Source organism: Streptomyces sp. TSRI0107 (assembly GCF_001905845.1).
Taxonomy (GTDB): Bacteria; Actinomycetota; Actinomycetes; order Streptomycetales; family Streptomycetaceae; genus Streptomyces.
Window position 1 is genome coordinate 565,623 of sequence record NZ_LIVZ01000007.1, and the last position, 18,135, is coordinate 583,757.

Here is an 18,135-nt window from a genome sequence, read left to right on the forward strand (position 1 = left end):
GCACCCTAGTAAGCCGCTACCCGGACTTGCCCACCTGGTCCGAGGTCTCCTCCTCGACCTGGGCCATCGCGGGGTCGAGGAGGCGGGAGAGGAAGTGGCGGGTGCGTTCGTGGGCGGGGCGGGTGATGACCTGCTCGGGCTCGCCGTCCTCGACGATCACTCCGCCGTCCATGAAGACGACCCGGTCGGCGACCTCGCGGGCGAAGGTCATCTCGTGGGTGACGACCATCATCGTCATGCCGTCCTGGGCGAGCATGCGCATCACCGCGAGGACGTCGCCGACCAGCTCCGGGTCGAGCGCGGAGGTCGGCTCGTCGAAGAGCATCACCTCGGGACCCATGGCGAGGGCCCGGGCGATGGCGACGCGCTGCTGCTGGCCGCCGGAGAGGGACGACGGGTAGGCGTCCGCCTTCTCCGACAGGCCGACCCGGGCGAGGTTCTCGGCGGCGACCCGGGCGGCCTCCGCCTTGCCGCGCCCCAGCACCCGGCGCTGCGGCAGCGTCAGGTTCTCGGTCACCGTGAGGTGCGGGAAGAGGTTGAACTGCTGGAAGACCATGCCGATCCGGCGGCGTACGGCGTCGATGTCGACGTCCGGGTCGGTGATCTCCGCGCCGCCGACGAACACCTGGCCCTTGGTCGGTTCCTCGAGCAGGTTCACGCACCGCAGCAAGGTGGACTTGCCGGAGCCGGACGGGCCGATGACGCAGACCACCTCGCCCTGCCGGATCTCCAGGTCGATGCCGCGCAGCACCTCGTTGCCGCCGAAGGACTTGTGCAGGTCGCGGATCTCGATCTCGGGTCGGCTCATTTCACGGCCTCCTGGGCCTTCGCCTCCATACGGCGTACGACGAAGCCGAGCGGGATCGTGACCAGCAGGTAGCACAGGCCTGCGACGAGGATCGGCGTGGAGTTGGCGGTCTGGCTGGCCAGGTCGCGGCCGAACTTGGACAGCTCCCGCTCCTCCAGGGTGACACCGAGGAACAGCACCAGCGAGGAGTCCTTGAACAGCAGGACCAGTTCGTTGGTGAGCGGGGGGAGGATGACCCGGAAGGACTGCGGGAGGATGATCGAGACCATCGCCCGCGCGTGGGAGAAGCCCAGCGAACGGGCGGCCTCCATCTGTCCCTTGGGGATGGCCTGGATGCCCGCGCGGAACGTCTCCGCCATGTAGGCGGCGGCGACCAGGCCGAGCGCGAGGGCGACCTTGCCGTAGGTGCCGCCGACGATCTCCGTGCCGGGGAAGGCCAGCGGGACGGCCACCCCGATGAAGATGAAGATCAGCAGGGCGGGCAGGCCGCGGAAGATCTCGATGTAGACGCCGGCGAGCCAGCGGTACGGACCCACGGACGACAGCCGCATCAGCGCGATGACCATGCCGAGCACCAGGCCGACGGCGAAGCCGGACACGGTGTAGAGCACGGTGTTCTTCAGCGCCAGCGTGATGACCTCGGGGAACATCTGCTCCGCGATGTCCCGCTGGGCGAACTGGTTGGCCAGCCGGCCCCAGTCGGCCGCGACCGCGAAGGCGATCACGGCCGCGACGAAGACGACGTACTGGACGCCGCGCGAGATGCTGCGCTTCTGGCGCCGGCTCAGGCCCTTCCGCTTCGGCAGGACCGCTGTGTCCGGGCTCGTCATGAGGCGGACGGGGAGGCCGCGGACTCGTCGTACGGGCCGATCCACTGCTCGTACAGCTTCTTGTACGTGCCGTCCGCCTTGGCGTCCGCGATCGCCTTGTTGATGGCCTCGCGCAGCTTGTCGTTGCCCTTCTTGACCGTGAAGCCGTACTGCTCGCCGGTGTTGATCTGCTCGGCGACCTCGAAGGCGTCGGCGTTGGCCTTGTCCTTCAGCCAGCCCTGGACGACCGGGTAGTCGATGACGACCGCGTCGACCTGGCCGGTGCGCAGGCCGTTGAGGACGGCGTCGGAGGACTCGAAGGAGACCGGGTCGAGGCCCTGGCTCTTGGCGTAGTCCTCACCCGTGGTCTGCGCCTGGGCGCCGACCTTCTCGCCCTTGAGGTCGGCGACGGAGGAGATGCCGCTGTCCTTGTCGGCGAGGACGGCCTGGGTGGCGTCGAAGTACGGGTCCGAGAAGTCGACGTTCTTCTTGCGCTCCTCGGTGATGGTCATGCCGGCGGCGGCGAGGTCGCACTCGCCGGAGTTGAGGAACGCGCCGGTCTTGAAGTTCTCGAACGGGGTGTCGACGATGTCCTGCTTCACGCCGAGGTCGTCGGCGACCAGGTCGATCAGGGCGACGTCGAAGCCCTGCACCTTGCCGTCGATCTCCGACTGGAACGGCGGGTACGGCAGGTGGGTGCAGGTGGTGAGCTGCCCGGCCTTGACGAGCTCGACGCCGCCGGCGGCCGTCTTGGTGCCGCCTTCGCCGTTGTCGCTGGACGTGCAGCCGGCCAGGAGGACGAGTCCGGCCGTCGCGGTGGTGGCGGCCAGGGCGCGGGCCCGGCGCCCGAGGACGGTGTTCACGGGGACCTCCTGTTAAGGGAACTGAGAGTTCCGATTATAAGGAAATGTTTGGGCCACTCAAATCAAACCGATGGTTGTGAGCGGGTTCGACCTAAGAAGTCGGCACCGGGGTGGGTCAGGGGCCGGGACAGGGGGCTGCCGGAGGGCGTGTCAGGGCTACCCTCGACTGCGTCCGCCCGTGGGCGAAGTCCGCGTCCACCCCGTGAGCGAAGAGAGCACCGCCGTGACCCACCCGTTCCTCGACCTGCCCCCGCTGACCGCCGCGCGGTTCGCCGCCATCGAGGACCGGGTCGCCCGGCTGCTCGGCACCCGGCAGGACGTCGTGATCATGCAGGGTGAGGCACTGCTGCCGCTGGAGGGGGCCATCCGGGCCACCGCGGGACCGGGCACCACCGCGCTGAACGTGATCACGGGCCCCTACGGGCAGACCTTCGGCGACTGGCTGCGGGACTGCGGGGCGACGGTCCACGACCTCTCCGTGCCGTTCCACACGGCGGTCAGCGCCGAGCAGATCCGCAAGGCGTTCGCCGAGCACCCCGGCATCGACTTCGTGTCGCTGGTGCACGCCGAGGCCGCGACCGGCAACACCAACCCGGTCGCCGAGATCGGCGAGGTCGTCCGGGAGCACGGCGCGCTGTTCTACCTGGACGCGGTCGCCTCCGTCGGCGCCGAGCCGGTGCTGCCGGACGCGTGGGGCGTGGACCTGTGCGTGATCGGGGCGCAGAAGGCGATGGGCGGCCCGGCGGGCGTGTCCGCGGTGTCGGTGAGCGAGCGGGCGTGGGCCCGGATGGCGGCGAACCCGCAGGCGCCGCGCCGGTCCTACCTCTCCCTCCTCGACTGGAAGGAGCGCTGGGTCGACGGCGGCCGCAAGGCGCTGCTGCACGCGCCGGCGCAGCTGGAGATGCTGGCGCTGGAGGCGTGCGTCGAGCGGATCGAGGCGGAGGGCCTGGAGACGGTGATGGCCCGGCACCGGTCCGCCGCGTCGGCGACCCGCGCGGGCGCGCTGGCCCTCGGCGGGGGCCTGGAGCCGTACGTCCACGACGCGGCGGAGGCGGCCCCGGTGGCGACGACGCTGCGCGCCCCGTCCGGCGTGGCGGCCTCCGACCTGGTCGCCCGTGCCCTGGCGACCGACCCCGCGCTGCCGCTGGCCGCGGGCGGCGGCGCGCTGGCCCGGGAGATGATCCGCGTCAACCACTACGGCCCCGACGCCGCCCCGGGCACCATCCAGGCGGCCCTCGCGGCCCTGGGCGCGGCACTGGCCGAACAGGGCCTCCCGGTGGACCCGGACGCGGCCCGCCGCGCGGCGGAACAGGCCTGGCACTGAGCGACCAGGGGTCCGGGAGCCCGCCCCCGGACCCCGGGCCATTTCATCGAGGAACGTATTGACGGGCTTATCGGGGCTTGAATTCATTCTCTTTTCGAAATCAAATCCGGGGTAGCTTCCCGTATTCTTCTGCCCCGTTTCCCCAACCCTAAACGCGAAGATTCTGCGAACACCGAACGGGTCGTTCCGGGCAGATCTCGCGAGGGTTACACGGGTGTGACGCGTTACACACCGCGCCCGTTTTGCGAAGTGAATCCCGCACAAATTCGGGCATCTCCCAGCGGTCTCGCGCGATCACCCGCGCCCGCGTGATAACACACGACCGCGCCACACCCAAGCCCTTTCCCCCATGCAATTTTGAATTTCGCTCGCTAAATTCAATCCGCATGACTGCCGCACAAGCAGACCTACACATCGACCGCCCGTCGGTGGCGGACGGAGCCGCTTTCTGGCGGCTCGCCAAGGAATCCGGAACCCTCGACCTGAACTCCTCCTACAGCTATCTGCTGTGGTGCCGGGACTTCGCCGCGACCTCCGCGGTGGCCCGTGACGGCGACGGAGAACCCATCGGGTTCGTCACCGGGTATCTGCGGCCGGACCGTCCGCGGACCCTGCTCGTCTGGCAGGTGGCCGTCGACGCCGCGCACCGCGGCCGCGGGATCGCGGCCCGGCTGCTCGACGGGCTGGCCGCCCGGGTGGCGGCCGAGCGCGAGGTCATCTGCGTGGAGACCACCATCACCCCGGGCAACACCGCCTCGCAGCGGCTGTTCACCTCCTTCGCGGAGCGCCACGGCGCCCGCGTGGAGCGCGAGGTCGTCTTCGACACGCCGCTGTTCCCGGACGGCCCGCACGACCCCGAAGTCCTGTACCGCATCGGCCCGTTGACCCCCCACCTCTCGCACTGAGGAGCGATTCGTCGTGACCATCACCCAGCCCGACCTGAGCGTCTTCGAGACCCTGGAGTCCGAGGTGCGCAGCTACTGCCGCGGCTGGCCCACCGTCTTCGACCGGGCGCACGGCAGCCGTATGTACGACGAGGACGGCCACGAGTACCTGGACTTCTTCGCCGGAGCCGGGTCGCTCAACTACGGCCACAACAACCCGGTCCTGAAACGGGCGCTGCTCGACTACCTGGAGCGGGACGGCGTCACCCACGGCCTGGACATGTCGACCACCGCCAAGCGGTCGTTCCTGCAGACCTTCCAGGACCTGGTGCTGCGCCCGCGGGACCTGCCGTACAAGGTGATGTTCCCGGGCCCGACCGGCACCAACGCGGTGGAGTCCGCGCTGAAGCTGGCCCGGAAGGTGAAGGGGCGCGAGGCGATCGTGTCCTTCACCAACGCCTTCCACGGGATGTCCCTGGGCTCCCTCGCCGTCACCGGCAACGCCTTCAAGCGGGCCGGCGCCGGCATCCCGCTGGTGCACGGCACGCCGATGCCGTTCGACAACTACTTCGACGGCCGGGTGCCGGACTTCCTGTGGTTCGAGCGGCTGCTGGAGGACCAGGGCTCCGGGCTGAACAAACCCGCCGCCGTGATCGTGGAGACCGTGCAGGGCGAGGGCGGCATCAACGTGGCCCGCCCGGAGTGGCTGCGCGCGCTCGCCGAGCTGTGCGAGCGGCAGGACATGCTGCTCATCGTCGACGACATCCAGATGGGGTGCGGCCGTACCGGCGCCTTCTTCTCCTTCGAGGAGGCCGGCATCACCCCGGACATCGTCACCGTCTCCAAGTCCATCAGCGGCTACGGCCTGCCGATGTCGCTGTGCCTGTTCAAGCCCGAGCTGGACGTGTGGGAGCCGGGCGAGCACAACGGCACCTTCCGCGGCAACAACCCGGCGTTCGTCACGGCCACCGCCGCCCTGGAGATGTACTGGACCGACGGCTCCGCCATGGAGAAGCAGACCCGGTCGCGCGGCGAGCAGGTCGAGCAGGCGCTGATCGCCGTCACCGAGGAGAACCTGGCCGACGTCAAGGAGTACCGCGGCCGGGGCCTGGTGTGGGGCCTGGAGTTCCACGACAAGGACCGGGCCGGCCGGGTGGCGCGCCGCGCCTTCGAGCTGGGGCTGCTGATCGAGACCTCCGGCCCGGAGAGCGAGGTCGTCAAGCTGCTGCCCGCGCTGACCATCACTCCCGACGAGCTGGACGAGGGGCTGACGACCCTCGCCCGTGCCGTCCGGGAAACCGCCTGACCACATCTCGAAACCCGCCGACCGCACTATCCAGGAGGCATCGCAACACCGTGATCGTCCGTTCGTTCAAGGACATCGAAGGCACCGACCGGCATGTGAAGGCCGCGTCCGGGACGTGGGAGAGCAAACGCATCGTCCTCGCCAAGGAGAGGGTCGGCTTCTCCCTGCACGAGACGATCCTCTACGCGGGCACGGAGACGTCCATGTGGTACGCCAACCACATCGAGGCCGTGGTCTGCGTCGAGGGCGAGGCCGAGCTGACCGACCACGAGACCGGGCGGACGTACACCATCACGCCCGGGACCATGTACCTCCTGGACGGCCACGAGCGGCACACGCTCAAGGTCAAGGAGGACTTCCGCTGCGTCTGCGTGTTCAACCCGCCCGTGACCGGCCGGGAGGACCACGACGAGAACGGCGTCTACCCGCTGCTCACCGAGCCCGAGGAGGTGTGACATCACCATGACCACGACCACGACCACGACCACCACCGCGACCGTCACCGATCTCTACCCGACCCGCGGCGCCAGTGAGGTGCTGGTCCCGCGCCAGGACCCGGTCGTCTGGGCTGCGCCGGACGCCCCCGGCCCGATCGGGCCGGACGGCCTGCAGGCCTTCGAGCGCGACGGCTTCCTCGCCATCGACCAGCTCATCACCGAGGACGAGGTCGCCGTCTACCGGCAGGAGCTGGAGCGGCTGGTCTCCGACCCGGCGATCCGCGCCGACGAGCGCTCCATCGTCGAGCCGAAGTCGCAGGAGATCCGCTCGGTCTTCGAGGTGCACCGGATCAGCGAGGTGTTCGCGAACCTGGTGCGGGACGAGCGGGTCGTCGGCCGGGCCCGGCAGATCCTCGGCTCGGACGTCTACGTCCACCAGTCGCGGATCAACGTCAAGCCCGGCTTCGGCGCCAGCGGCTTCTACTGGCACTCCGACTTCGAGACCTGGCACGCCGAGGACGGCCTGCCGAACATGCGGACGGTGTCCGTCTCGATCGCGCTGACCGAGAACTACGACACCAACGGCGGGCTCATGATCATGCCCGGCTCGCACAAGACATTCCTGGGCTGCGCGGGCGCCACGCCGAAGGACAACTACAAGAAGTCCCTGCAGATGCAGGACGCGGGCACGCCCTCCGACGAGGCGCTGACCAAGCTGGCCTCCGAGTACGGCATCCGGCTGTTCACCGGCAAGGCCGGCTCGGCGACCTGGTTCGACTGCAACGCCATGCACGGCTCCGGCGACAACATCACGCCGTTCCCGCGCAGCAACGTGTTCATCGTGTTCAACAGCGTGGAGAACACGGCGGTCGAGCCGTTCGCGGCCCCGGTACGCCGACCGGAGTTCATCGGGGCGCGGGACTTCACGCCGGTGCGGTGAACCCGGCCGGGGGTCCGGGGGTTGCCCCCGGGAGACACAGCATCGGGGCTCGGGACTTCACGCCGGTGCGGTGAACCCGGCGGCGCTGAGGTGACATACGGGAGCGGGCGGTGCCTTCACGGCACCGCCCGCTCCCGTGTGCGCGTTCAGTCCGACAGCACGTCCAGCAGGCGGTCCACGTCGGCGGCCGTGTTGTAGAGGTGGAAGGCGGCCCGCAGGTTGCCCGCGCGGTTCGACACCTCGATGCCCGCCTCGCTCAGTTCCGGCTGGCGGACGCCGAGGCCGGGCACCGAGACGATCGCCGATCCGGGGGCGGGCACGGGCTCGTGGCCGAGCATCGCGAGCCCGGCCCGGAACCGGTCGGCGAGCGCCACGTCATGGGCGTGCACCGCGGCCACGCCCAGCTCCTCGATCAGTTCGAGTGAGCGGCGCAGGCCGGCGAAGGTGAACAGCGCGTGGGTGAGGTCGAACCGCCGCGCGCTGCGGGCGTATTCGGCCACCGGCCCGTAGCAGCTGTCCCACGGCTTCTCCGCCGCGACCCAGCCGGCCAGCAGCGGGGTCAGCCCGCCGAAGTCCTCGGGAACGACGAGGAAGGCCGTGCCGTGCGGGCCGAGCAGCCACTTGAAGGAGACGGCCGCGGCGAAGTCGTAGGCGTCGGCGTCCATCGGCAGCCAGCCGGCGGCCTGGGAGAAGTCGACGTAGGTGCGCGCCCCGTGGGTGCGGGCCGCCTCGCGCAGGGCGGGCAGGTCGGCGATCCGTCCGTCGGCCGACTGGGCGGCGCTGACCGCGACCAGCGCGGTGCCGGGGCGGACGGACTCGGCGATCCGCTCCAGCGGGACCGTGCGGACCTTGAGGTCGCCGCGGACGTGGAACGCGTTCAGCACGGAGGTGAAGTCGTCCTCGGCGGTGAGGACCTCGGCGCCGGCGGGCAGGGAGGCGGCGATCACCCCGGTGTGCGCGGCGACCGACGCGCCGAGGGCGACCCGCGTCACCGGGACCCCGGCCAGCCGGGCGAAGGCGGCCCGGCAGACCTCGACGTCCTCGTACAGCGGGGTCAGCGGCCTGCCCTCGGCCCGCAGCAGGGCCGCCTCGTGCAGGGCGGTGACGCTGCGGGCGGGCAGCAGGCCGTTGCTCGCGGTGTTCAGGAAGGTGGACTTGGGGGTGAACTCGGCGCGGACCAGGCTGTCGAAGGTCTCCGTGGGCTCCATGGCTCCACTGTGCGGCCCGGTGACCTCGCCGTCCATTGCGAATTTCTGTTGACGACGTCCCAGTGTTGCTTATGCATCCGCGCCGACCTGCGGTTTTGCCGGCCCGGCTCAGTGCTGCGGCACCGCGCAGCCGTCCGGGCCGCACGCGTCGGCGTCCCCCTGGTCGATGAGGGTGAGCGGGGAGCGCTCGCCCCACGCCTGGGTGAGGGCCTGGGTGAAGACGTCGGCGGGCTGGGCGCCGGAGATGCCGTACTTCCGGTCGAGGACGAAGAACGGCACGCCGGTGGCGCCGAGCTGGGCGGCCTCCTGTTCGTCGGCGCGGACCTCGGCGGCGTAGGCGTCTGGGTCGGCGAGCACCGTGCGGGCCTCCGCGGCGTCCAGCCCGGCGGCGACGGCGATCTCCACGAGCCGTTCGGTGTCGTCGAAGACGGACTGCTCCTCGGCGAAGTTGGCCTCGTACAGCAGCTGGATCAGCTCGCCCTGCCGGCCGTACTGCTTGGCGTGGTGGAGCAGGCGGTGCATGTCGAAGGTGTTGCCGTGGTCGCGGCCGCGGGTGCGGTAGGCCAGGCCCTCGGCGGCGGCCTGCGCGCCCAGGTTGTCCTCGGCGGCCTGCGCCTGCTCCTCGGACATGCCGTACTTGCGCGCGAGCATCGGGATGACGGGGCCGGTGTCGCCCTTGGCGCGGCCCGGGTCCAGCTCGAAGGAGCGGTGCACCACCTCGACCTCGTCGCGGTGCGGGAAGGCCGCCAGCGCCTTCTCGAAGCGGGCCTTGCCCACGTAGCACCAGGGGCAGGCGATGTCGCTCCAGATCTCGACGCGCATGTTCTCCGCTCTCCAGCTCGGTTCACTGTGCGGAGACTCCCTCCGCGAAGGTATGTGAACCTTCAAACGGCTGGATTCATTCCCGCCGCGACTCACTTCCCGTCGACCGGGAAGCGCAGCCGGAGATGGTGACCGGGCTCCCCGTCCGGGTCGGGCTCCCAGCCCTGCCGGGCGTAGAAGGCCTGGGCACGGGTGTTGTCGGCATGCACGTCCAGGACGGCCGTGCGCCGCCGCTCGGCCCGCCACTGTTCGACGCAGGCGGCGTGCAGGGCCGTCCCGACCCCGGTGCGCCAGTGGCCGGGGTCGACGTGGAACTGGAACAGCTTGACCGTTTCCGCACCGGTGTCCTCCGGTGTCCGGAAGGAGGCGAGGCCGACCACCCGCCCGCCCTCGACGGCGCACAGCACATGGCCGTCCGGCCGCTCGACGGCGGCCCGCCAGGCGGCGGACCAGTCGGCGCCGTCGTCCGGGATCCCGTCGGGGTAGTAGGTCGCCCGGGCACGGGCGTGCAGCGCGACGAGGGTGCCGACCTCGGCGGGCACGGCGGTGCGGATCACCGGGCAGGCGCGGACACGATTGCTGACCATGCCACGGAAGACGGGATTCCGCCGGTCCCGGTTTCAGCTTCCGTCGCGCAGGTCCTCGGGCCAGTCCGGCCGGAACCCGATGTGGTCGTACGTCACCACACAGCCCTCCCCCATGGGCGACTGCGTCATGAAGCCGACGAGGGCCGCCCCGGTCTCCTTCTCCTCGCCGAGCGTGAACAGCCGGACGAAGGTCCACCGCTCGCCGTCCCGGGAGGCGTGGAAGGCGAAGGCGCGCCCGGTCCGGCTCACCCGCAGCCAGACCGAACTGCCTTCCACGGTGAAGGAGTTGGCGTCGTCGGAGTGTCCCCGGGTGACCACCGTGCAGACGGCGGGCACGTCCGGGGAGTACTCCAGGCAGAGCTTGGCCCACGCCCGTTCGCCGACGTGGACGTAGAGCACCCCGGCGTCGAAGGCCGCGCCGAACCCGACGGTGACCCGCGCGATCAGCTGGAAGTCCCCCTCGGGCGCCCCCAGCAGCCGCGGCGCGTCCCCGGCGGGCTCCAGCGCCTCCCCGGTGGGAGGCACGAACCGGTCCTGCCGGGGCCCGGCCCACCCGGTGAGCACGCCGTCCTCGTAGGACCAGTGCCCGTCGGGGCCGTATGTGCGAAGGGGGAAGGGGAGTTCGGGAAGCTCGACGTCCATGACTGCATTCTCCACGGGGCGGTGACCGTCCTCGGGGGAACCCCGCACCCCGGCGCTACCGCTCCAGCACCCCGTTGAACCGCCGGGGCAGCCCCAGCGGATTCTCGTCCCGCAGCTCCGCGGGGAGCAGCGCGGCCGGCGTCCCCTGGTACACGACCGGCCGCAGCCACCGCTCGATGGCGGTCCCGCCCACCGACGTGGAGGTCGAGGTCGTCGCGGGGTAGGGCCCGCCGTGATGCTGCGCCGGTGCCACGGCGACCCCCGTCGGCCACCCGTTGACCAGCACACGCCCGGCGAGCGGGGTCAGCTCGGCGAGGATCTCGGCGCCCCGCCCCTCACCGGCGGCCTCCCCGGAGGACAGGTGCACGGTCGCCGTGAGGTTCCCGGGCAGCCGCGACAGAACCGCCTTGGCCTCTCCCTCGTCCTGGTAGCGGGCGACGACGGTCACCGGCCCGAAGCACTCCTCGAGCAGCAGGTCGTGCTCGCCCTCCCGGGCCAGCTTCTCCGCCGGCACGGTCAGGAAGCCCGGGCTGACGGTGTGCTCCCCGCCCTCGCCCGGCGTCACCGGGGCCTCCACGTCCGGCAGTTCGGCCCGCTCGGCGACCCCGGCGACGAAGTTGTCCCGCATCCGGTGGTCGAGCAGCACCCCGGCGTCGACGGCGCTCACCGCGTCCGTGAGCGACTTGACGAGCTGGTCGCCCGCGTCACCGGCCGGGGCGAGGACCAGGCCCGGCTTCACACAGAACTGGCCGACGCCCAGGGTCATCGACCCGGCGAGCCCGGAGCCGATGGCGTCGGCGCGTTCGGCCGCCGCGGCCTCGGTGACGAGGACCGGGTTGAGGGAGCCCAGCTCGCCGTGGAACGGGATCGGCACCGGGCGTGCGGCCGCCGCGTCGAAGAGGGCGCGGCCGCCCCGTACGGATCCGGTGAAGCCGGCGGCGCTGACCAGCGGGTGCTCGATCAGCTCGATGCCCGCCTCGAAGCCGTGCACGAGGCCGAGCACGCCCGCCGGGATGCCGTGCTCGGCGGCGGCCTCCCGCAGCACCTCGGCGACCTGCTCGGACAGGCCCGGGTGGTCGGGGTGGGCCTTGACGACGACCGGGCAGCCCGCGGCGAGCGCGCTCGCGGTGTCGCCGCCGGGCACCGAGAAGGCGAAGGGGAAGTTGGAGGCGGAGTAGACGGCGACGACGCCCAGCGGCACCTTGTAGCGCCGCAGGTCCGGGACGGGCGGGGTGGCGGTGTCGTCGGGGTGGTTGATGACGACGTCGAGGAAGGCGCCCTCGTCGACGATGTCCGCGAAGGCGCGCAGCTGGTAACAGGTGCGGGCGAGTTCGCCGGTCAGCCGGACCGGGCCGAGCGCGGTCTCGGCGTCGGCGGTCTCGACGAGCCGGTCCTTGGCGGCGTCGAGCCGGTCGGCGGCGGTGCGCAGGAAGGCGGCGCGGACCGCGCGGTCGGTCAGGGCGCCGCGGGCGTCGTGCGCGGCGCGGACGGCGGCGTCCACGTCCTGGGCTGTGGCCTCCACCGCAACCTGTTCACGCTGCTTCCCGGTACGGGGATCGACACTCCAGACTGGTGCTGCTGCCACCGGGGGTCCCTCCACACATGTCTTGCCGCAGTTTTTGGGGCATCCACTGGGTCATTCACCAGGGTCGTTCGATATACTGAACGCTGTCTCTGATGATGAATACGCTGTCGGAGACTATTTCCCGTCGAACGAAGGGGTCAAGGGCGATGTCGGCAGGCGAGACGGGCGGCGGGGCGCAGGTCAAGTCGGCGGTGCGGACCGTCGAACTCCTCGAGTACTTCGCCGGGCGGCCCGGCATGCACTCCCTCGCGGCGGTCCAGGAGGCCGTCGGGTACCCCAAGTCCAGTCTGTACATGCTGCTGCGCACGCTCGTGGAACTGGGCTGGGTGGAGACCGACGCGACCGGCACCCGGTACGGGATAGGGGTGCGCGCCCTGCTGGTCGGCACCTCGTACATCGACGGCGACGAGGTCGTCGCGGTCGCCCGGCCGACGCTGGACCGGCTCTCCGACGACACCACCGAGACCATCCACCTGGCCCGCCTGGACGGCACCAACGTGGTATATCTGGCCACTCGTCAGTCCCAGCACTACCTGCGCCCGTTCACCCGGGTCGGCCGCCGCCTCCCCGCGCACTCGACCTCCCTCGGCAAGGCGCTGCTGAGCACCTACAGCGACGAACAGGTCCGCAAGATGCTCCCCGAGACGCTGCCCGCCCTCACCGAGAACACCATCACCGACCGGGAGAAGCTCATCGAGGAACTGCACCAGGTGCGTGAGCAGGGGTACGCCGTCGACCGCGAGGAGAACACGCTGGGGCTGCGCTGCTTCGGCGTGGCGATCCCCTACCGCACCCCGGCCCGCGACGCCATCAGCTGCTCCATCCCGGTGGCCCGGCTGACCCCCGCGCACGAGCAGATGGTGAAGGACGCCCTGTTCGACGCCCGGGACCGGCTGACCCTGGCGACACGGAGGCTCTGACGGTGCAGGTGGCGCTCCGCCCGGTCCACGACAGCGACCTGCCGGTGTTCTTCCGGCAGCTCAACGACCCCGAGTCCCTGCGGATGGCCGCGTTCACCCCGGTGGACCCGGCCGACCGGCAGTCCTTCGACGCCCACTGGCGCCGGCTGCGCGCCTCGGCCGACGTGCACGCCCGTACGGTGCTGCTCGACCCTGCACGCCCTGCTCTCCGAGGTTGCCGAACGCCCCCTGTACGCCCGCGCGGCGGCCGACAACGCGGGCTCGCTGCGCGTCCTGGACCACTGCGGCTTCCGGGAGACGGCACGGGTGAAGCAGTACGCGCCCGCGCGGGGCGAGGAGATCGAGGAAGTGGTGCTGCGACTGGAGGGGTGAGGGCCCTGGAGGGGTGAGGGGGGCCTCCCCCGCGCGGCGGAGCCGGATCGTCGCCGGGCAGGACGTACCCGCCCCCGGCCCCGCGGGAACGTGGACTCATGACGCAGCCACTCGTTCGTACGGCCCCGCCCGCCCCCGCCCATCCCGCCCGCCGCGCCCGCGCCCGCGCCCGCGCCCGCCGGCTGCTGCGCGGCGTCGCCGTCCTGTCCTGCGCCCCCTATCTGTGCCTCAAGGTCGCCTGGATCGCGGGGAGCCGGATCGGGATCCCGGAGGGCAGTTCGCTGCTGGAGCACCGGGGGACGGTCGCGGTGATGAACGCGGTGACCGTGCTGATGGACGCCGCGGTGATCGTGCTGGCGCTGCTGCTGACCCGTCCCTGGGGGCGCCGGGTGCCCGCCTGGCTGCTGGCCGTGCCCGTGTGGGTGGCTACCGGGCTGCTCGCGCCGATCGTGACCGGCTTCCCGATCCAGCTGCTCGTGGACGTGCTGGGCGGCGCCTCGACCGGGTCCGGGCCGGACGAGCCGTTCCTCGACGCCTGGGTGTTCGGGGTCGTGTACACGGGGTTCATCGTCCAAGGGCTGTCCCTGGGCGCGCTGTTCGTGCTCTACGCCCGGGACCGCTGGGGCGGGCTGTGGCGCGGCCTGGTGTGGGAGCTGCCCGTCGGGCTGGTCGGCGGCGCCCAGCGGCTCGCCGCGTGCGCGGCGGCCCTCGTCGCGGTGCCGCCCTTCGCCCTGCACCTGCTGTGGGCCTGCGGCGGCACGTCCTGGCTCAGCGCGGGGCTCGCCGACGACGCGAGCAGCGGGTTCCGGGTCGTCGAGGCCACGTCCACCGGTTTCCTCGCCGTGGCCGTGGCGGGCGGCGCGCTGCTCGCCTTCCGGCGCGGCCCGGTGCTGCCGGTCGCCGTGCCCCTCGCCCTCGCCTGGGTGGGCTCCGCCGCCACCGCCTGCTGGGGTGGCTGGATGACCCTGTCGTCGCTGACCGGGGTGGCGGACGCCGCCGACCGGCCCACGCCGGTGATGCACCTGACCTACTCTGCTCAGATGATCGTCGGCATCCTGGTGGCCTCCGTCTGCGCCTACTTCCTCGCCGAGCGTTCGGCGCTGCCCGCCAAGCGGCCCGCGTGAGCAGCCCGGGGGGTGTCCGCCTCGCCCGGTCGCTGTTCGGCCGGCGGGCGCGCCGCCGCTGGATCCATCTGATCCTCGGCGGCGCGCTCGCCATGCCGTACGTGTTCGTCGGGCAGCTCATCGTCGGACCCGCGACCGACTCCCGGTACGTCTTCCAGGACCTGTTCCTCCAGCTGGCCTCGTTCGCCGTGGGACTGCCGCTCGCCGCCGTCACCTCGCTGTTCCCGCTGACCCGGCCGCTGGAGTCCGGTGCGGTGCGCTCGCTGTGCGGTGTGGACCCGGACCGGCTGGCCCACGGCCCCGCCCGCACCCGCGCCGCGAAGGGCCGTACGGCGGCCTGGTTCACCCTGCATCTCGGGTTCGGCGGGATCATCTCCGGGATGTCGCTGGCGGTACCGCCGTTCGCCGCCTTCCTGATCCTGCTGCCCGCCCTCGCCAGGTTCCGCGCCGAACAGGTCGACCTCCCCGAATCCCTCGACCAGACCTGGGTGCTGGCGCTCGCGCCGGTCGCGGGCGTCGCGTCGCTGCTGGCGCTGGCGGCCTGCGCGGCCGGCAGCGGCGCGTTGCTGGCCCGCTGGGCGCCCGCGCTGCTCGGGCCGGACCCCGAGGACCGGCTGGCGGCGGCCGAGCGGCGCGCAGCCGACCTGGCGGTGCGCAACCGGCTCGCCCGCGAGCTGCACGACTCCGTCGGCCACGCGCTGAGCGCGGTCACCCTGCAGGCGAGCGCTGCCCGCCGGGTGCTGGACAGCGACCCGGAGTTCGTCCGTGAGGCGCTCGCCGCGATCGAGGACACCACCCGGCGCACGGTGGGAGAGCTGGACGCGGTGCTGGGCGTGCTGCGGGACGGCGACGCCCCCGGCACGGCCCCCGCGCCCACCCTGGACGCTGATCTCGACGGTCTGCTGCGCCGCACCCGCGCGGCCGGTCTGCGGGTGAGCTGCGACCTGGCCGTCGACCCCGCCGCGCTGCCGCCGGTGCTGTCCCGGGAGGCGTACCGGATCGTGCAGGAGGGGCTGAGCAACGCCCTGCGGCACGGCGGGGACGGCGGGCGGGTGGCGCTCGGGATGACGCGGGCGGAGGGCCGGCTGGAGATCAGCGTGGAGAACCCGCTGACCGGCCCCGCCCCCGGCCGGCCCGGCGGCGGTCACGGTCTGCGCGGGATAGCGGACCGGGCCCGGCTGCTGGGCGGCACCTCCGAGGCGGGCCCGGCCGGCGGGGTGTGGAGACTGCGCGTACGTCTGCCGATGAAGGGACCCGTATGACCGCCCCCACCCCCCTGCGTGTCGTCCTCGCCGACGACGAGCGGATGGTCCGTACCGCGCTGCGTGCCATCCTCTCCGCCGAACCGGATCTGGAGGTCGTCGGCGAGGCCGCGACCGGCGCCGAGGCGGTGTCGGTGGTCCGGGACCGCCGGCCCGACGTCGTCCTGATGGACGTGCGGATGCCGGAGATCGACGGCATACGGGCCACCGAGCAGATCCTCGCCACGGTGGACGTGCCGCCCCGGATCGTGGTGGTGACGACTTTCGAGAACGACTCGTACGTGTACGACGCCCTGCGCGCCGGTGCCGCCGGGTTCCTGCTGAAGCGGGCCGACGCGGAGGCGCTGGTGCAGGCGGTGCGGCTGGTGGCGCGTACCGACACCCTGCTGTTCCCGTCGGCCGTACGGTCGCTCGCGGTGCGGCACGCGCGGGCCCGCCCCGCTCCTCCGGCCTGGGTGGCGAGGCTCACGGGGCGGGAGCGCGAGGTGCTGCGGTTCATGGCGGAGGGGCTGACCAACGCGGAGATCGCCGTGCGGATGGCGGTCGGCGCGGCGACGGTGAAGACGCACGTGGCGGGCGTCCTGGCGAAGACCGGCGCCCGGGACCGCACGCAGGCGGTGATCGCGGCGTACGAGGCGGGGTTCCTGAGGGGCGAACCCTGAGCCGGCCCGGAGGGTGTCCCGGAGTTTTCTGAGGAGCCGATGAGAAAACGGACGGAAGGGAACGTTCCGGCCGGTCCCGCTCGTCTGTCCGAGCGGGATGAACAAGACGATCAGGCACGCGTCGGTCTTCGCGCTGCTCCTGGTGCTGGCCCTGCTGGTCAGGGCCACCTGGGTGCAGTTCTACCAAGGCCAGGCGCTCGCGGACGACAAGGACAACCGGCGGAACGCGATCGAGCTGTACAGCGAGCCGCTAGGCAACATCGTCGTGGCCGGGGAGTCGGTCACCGGCTCGGCGCGCACGAAGAGCGGCGACCTCAGATACAAGCGGACGTACAAGGACGGCGCGCTGTACGCGGCGGTGACCGGCTACAGCTCGCAGGTGTACGGCGCCACCCAGCTGGAGGGCGTCTACCAGGACCTGCTGGACGGCACGGACACCCGGCTGAAGACCGTGCTGGACACGGTCACCAACAAGCGAGCCGACCCGGGTGATGTGATCACGACGATCGACCCGGCCGTCCAGCGGGCGGCGTACGAGGCGCTGGGCGACAAGAAGGGCGCAGCCGTCGCGATCGACCCGGCGACCGGGAAGATCCTGGCCGTCGTCTCCACCCCGTCGTACGACCCGTCCAAGATCACCGCGGGCAACTCGGAGGTCTGGACGCAGCTCACCGAGGACGACGACAAGCCGATGACCAACCGGGCGCTGCGCCAGCCGCTGCCGCCGGGTTCCACCTTCAAGCTGGTGGTGGCGGCGGCCGCGCTGGAGGACGGGCTGGTCTCGTCGGTGGACGAGCGCACGGACAGCCCCGACCCGTACGACCTGCCGCTGTCCTCCGACGACCTCACCAACGAGAACCCGAACGCGCCCTGCGAGAACGCCTCGATCCGGGTGGCGCTCCAGTACTCCTGCAACAACGTCTTCGGCAAGATGGCCGTCGACCTCGGCCAGGACAAGGTCCGCGCGATGGCGGAGAAGTTCGGCTTCAACGACGACGAGCAGGACGTGCCGGTGCGCGCGTACGAGAGCGTGTACCCGAAGGACATGGACGAGCCGCAGACCGCGCTGTCCGGCATCGGCCAGTTCGACGTCACCGCGACCCCGCTCCAGATCGCCATGGTGTCGGCGGCCATCGCCAACGGCGGCAAGCTGGTCGAGCCGCACATGGTGTCGCAGATCACCGACCACGGCGGCGGTGTGCTGGAGGACTACGACGACAACGCCTCCGCCGAGGAGATCGTCAGCTCCGACACCGCCGAGCAGCTCCAGTCGGCGATGCAGACGGTGGTCGAGGAGGGCACGGGGTCGAACGCGCAGATCTCCGGCGCCACCGTCGGCGGCAAGACGGGCACGGCCCAGCACGGCGAGAACAACAGCAAGACGCCGTACGCCTGGTTCACCTCGTACGCCAAGTCCGACAGCTCGGACCGCGAGGTCGCCGTGGCGGTCGTGGTCGAGCAGTCGGACGCGGCGCGCTCCGAGGTCAGCGGCAACGGTCTGGCCGCGCCGGTGGCCAAGGCGGTGATGGAGGCGGCGCTGAAGGACTGAGGGACGACGGGCACCCCGGGGAGGCCCCGGG

General features: G+C 71.8%; 18 protein-coding genes and 1 pseudogene. 11 read left to right on the top strand and 8 right to left on the bottom strand.

Features of this window, described 5'->3' with window-relative positions; translation table 11 throughout:
• Positions 1–16: 16 nt before the first annotated feature.
• From AMK31_RS21860 to AMK31_RS21870, 3 genes are read right to left on the bottom strand one after another with little or no spacing between them, the layout of a single operon-like run.
• Positions 17–808 carry an amino acid ABC transporter ATP-binding protein gene (locus AMK31_RS21860; RefSeq protein ID WP_073942270.1) on the bottom strand — a complete coding sequence of 264 codons (792 nt, stop codon included), beginning with the start codon at positions 806–808 and terminating at the stop codon, positions 17–19.
• Entirely contained in the window at positions 805–1,638 is an 834-nt protein-coding gene (locus tag AMK31_RS21865; RefSeq protein ID WP_073942271.1) for an amino acid ABC transporter permease, read from the bottom strand. The genes AMK31_RS21860 and AMK31_RS21865 overlap by 4 nt, the downstream gene beginning before the upstream one ends.
• Complete coding sequence (locus AMK31_RS21870) at positions 1,635–2,480, bottom strand: ABC transporter substrate-binding protein (RefSeq protein ID WP_073942272.1); 846 nt, start codon at positions 2,478–2,480, stop codon at positions 1,635–1,637. The genes AMK31_RS21865 and AMK31_RS21870 overlap by 4 nt, the downstream gene beginning before the upstream one ends.
• A 223-nt stretch (positions 2,481–2,703) precedes the next feature.
• Between AMK31_RS21870 and AMK31_RS21875 the strand changes: the two genes are divergently transcribed.
• From AMK31_RS21875 to thpD, 5 genes are all read left to right on the top strand, one after another.
• The gene (locus AMK31_RS21875; protein WP_073942436.1) at positions 2,704–3,804 is read left to right on the top strand and encodes a pyridoxal-phosphate-dependent aminotransferase family protein; all 1,101 of its coding nucleotides are present in this window, start codon (positions 2,704–2,706) and stop codon (positions 3,802–3,804) included.
• Between the two features lie 386 nt (positions 3,805–4,190).
• A complete protein-coding gene (gene ectA / locus AMK31_RS21880; RefSeq protein ID WP_073942273.1) occupies positions 4,191–4,709 on the top strand; it encodes a diaminobutyrate acetyltransferase in 519 nt (172 codons plus the stop codon).
• A gap of 13 nt (positions 4,710–4,722) precedes the next feature.
• The gene (gene ectB / locus AMK31_RS21885) at positions 4,723–5,994 is read left to right on the top strand and encodes a diaminobutyrate--2-oxoglutarate transaminase (protein WP_073942274.1); all 1,272 of its coding nucleotides are present in this window, start codon (positions 4,723–4,725) and stop codon (positions 5,992–5,994) included.
• Positions 5,995–6,044: 50 nt separating this feature from the next.
• Positions 6,045–6,449: an ectoine synthase gene (locus tag AMK31_RS21890; protein WP_073942275.1), complete on the top strand. Its 405-nt coding sequence runs from the start codon at positions 6,045–6,047 to the stop codon at positions 6,447–6,449.
• A gap of 7 nt (positions 6,450–6,456) precedes the next feature.
• Positions 6,457–7,371 (top strand): ectoine hydroxylase, encoded by a 915-nt coding sequence (thpD, locus tag AMK31_RS21895; RefSeq protein WP_073942276.1) that lies wholly within the window; start codon positions 6,457–6,459, stop codon positions 7,369–7,371.
• Positions 7,372–7,517: 146 nt separating this feature from the next.
• Here the strand turns inward: thpD and AMK31_RS21900 are convergent, their stop codons facing one another.
• The 5 genes from AMK31_RS21900 to AMK31_RS21920 form a co-directional block, all read right to left on the bottom strand.
• Positions 7,518–8,579, bottom strand: a complete 1,062-nt coding sequence (locus AMK31_RS21900) for an aminotransferase class V-fold PLP-dependent enzyme (protein ID WP_073942437.1) — start codon at positions 8,577–8,579, stop codon at positions 7,518–7,520.
• 108 nt (positions 8,580–8,687) lie between these two features.
• Positions 8,688–9,401 (bottom strand): DsbA family oxidoreductase, encoded by a 714-nt coding sequence (locus tag AMK31_RS21905; protein WP_073942277.1) that lies wholly within the window; start codon positions 9,399–9,401, stop codon positions 8,688–8,690.
• Between the two features lie 92 nt (positions 9,402–9,493).
• Positions 9,494–9,988, bottom strand: coding sequence for a GNAT family N-acetyltransferase (locus tag AMK31_RS21910; protein ID WP_198948534.1), 495 nt, complete (start codon positions 9,986–9,988; stop codon positions 9,494–9,496).
• A gap of 33 nt (positions 9,989–10,021) precedes the next feature.
• Positions 10,022–10,630: a DUF1349 domain-containing protein gene (locus tag AMK31_RS21915; RefSeq protein ID WP_073942278.1), complete on the bottom strand. Its 609-nt coding sequence runs from the start codon at positions 10,628–10,630 to the stop codon at positions 10,022–10,024.
• Positions 10,631–10,685: 55 nt separating this feature from the next.
• Positions 10,686–12,215 carry an aldehyde dehydrogenase (NADP(+)) gene (locus AMK31_RS21920; RefSeq protein ID WP_073942279.1) on the bottom strand — a complete coding sequence of 510 codons (1,530 nt, stop codon included), beginning with the start codon at positions 12,213–12,215 and terminating at the stop codon, positions 10,686–10,688.
• 146 nt (positions 12,216–12,361) lie between these two features.
• Between AMK31_RS21920 and AMK31_RS21925 the strand changes: the two genes are divergently transcribed.
• The 6 genes and pseudogenes from AMK31_RS21925 (at position 12,362) to AMK31_RS21950 (ending at position 18,104) form a co-directional block, all read left to right on the top strand.
• Positions 12,362–13,135: an IclR family transcriptional regulator gene (locus tag AMK31_RS21925; protein ID WP_073942280.1), complete on the top strand. Its 774-nt coding sequence runs from the start codon at positions 12,362–12,364 to the stop codon at positions 13,133–13,135.
• A gap of 2 nt (positions 13,136–13,137) precedes the next feature.
• Positions 13,138–13,507, top strand: a pseudogene (locus AMK31_RS41620) (GNAT family N-acetyltransferase).
• A 98-nt stretch (positions 13,508–13,605) separates the two neighbouring features.
• Positions 13,606–14,631 (top strand): hypothetical protein, encoded by a 1,026-nt coding sequence (locus AMK31_RS21935; RefSeq protein ID WP_073942281.1) that lies wholly within the window; start codon positions 13,606–13,608, stop codon positions 14,629–14,631.
• Positions 14,628–15,893, top strand: a complete 1,266-nt coding sequence (locus AMK31_RS21940; protein ID WP_073942282.1) for a sensor histidine kinase — start codon at positions 14,628–14,630, stop codon at positions 15,891–15,893. Before AMK31_RS21935 ends, AMK31_RS21940 begins: the two co-directional genes overlap by 4 nt.
• Positions 15,890–16,555: a response regulator transcription factor gene (locus AMK31_RS21945; RefSeq protein ID WP_073942283.1), complete on the top strand. Its 666-nt coding sequence runs from the start codon at positions 15,890–15,892 to the stop codon at positions 16,553–16,555. Before AMK31_RS21940 ends, AMK31_RS21945 begins: the two co-directional genes overlap by 4 nt.
• Positions 16,556–16,652: 97 nt before the next feature.
• Entirely contained in the window at positions 16,653–18,104 is a 1,452-nt protein-coding gene (locus tag AMK31_RS21950; RefSeq protein WP_073942284.1) for a peptidoglycan D,D-transpeptidase FtsI family protein, read from the top strand.
• Positions 18,105–18,135 lie beyond the last annotated feature (31 nt).

Bases quoted from the DNA above. Each gene is read 5' to 3' on its own strand.
- AMK31_RS21860 (WP_073942270.1), bottom strand. From the start codon at position 808: ATGAGCCGACCCGAGATCGAGATCCGCGACCTGCACAAGTCCTTCGGC.
- AMK31_RS21865 (WP_073942271.1), bottom strand. From the start codon at position 1,638: ATGACGAGCCCGGACACAGCGGTCCTGCCGAAGCGGAAGGGCCTGAGC.
- ectA (WP_073942273.1), top strand. From the start codon at position 4,191: ATGACTGCCGCACAAGCAGACCTACACATCGACCGCCCGTCGGTGGCG.
- thpD (WP_073942276.1), top strand. From the start codon at position 6,457: ATGACCACGACCACGACCACGACCACCACCGCGACCGTCACCGATCTC.
- AMK31_RS21900 (WP_073942437.1), bottom strand. From the start codon at position 8,579: ATGGAGCCCACGGAGACCTTCGACAGCCTGGTCCGCGCCGAGTTCACC.
- AMK31_RS21905 (WP_073942277.1), bottom strand. From the start codon at position 9,401: ATGCGCGTCGAGATCTGGAGCGACATCGCCTGCCCCTGGTGCTACGTG.
- AMK31_RS21910 (WP_198948534.1), bottom strand. From the start codon at position 9,988: ATGGTCAGCAATCGTGTCCGCGCCTGCCCGGTGATCCGCACCGCCGTG.
- AMK31_RS21915 (WP_073942278.1), bottom strand. From the start codon at position 10,630: ATGGACGTCGAGCTTCCCGAACTCCCCTTCCCCCTTCGCACATACGGC.
- AMK31_RS21925 (WP_073942280.1), top strand. From the start codon at position 12,362: ATGTCGGCAGGCGAGACGGGCGGCGGGGCGCAGGTCAAGTCGGCGGTG.
- AMK31_RS21935 (WP_073942281.1), top strand. From the start codon at position 13,606: ATGACGCAGCCACTCGTTCGTACGGCCCCGCCCGCCCCCGCCCATCCC.
- AMK31_RS21945 (WP_073942283.1), top strand. From the start codon at position 15,890: ATGACCGCCCCCACCCCCCTGCGTGTCGTCCTCGCCGACGACGAGCGG.
- AMK31_RS21950 (WP_073942284.1), top strand. From the start codon at position 16,653: ATGAACAAGACGATCAGGCACGCGTCGGTCTTCGCGCTGCTCCTGGTG.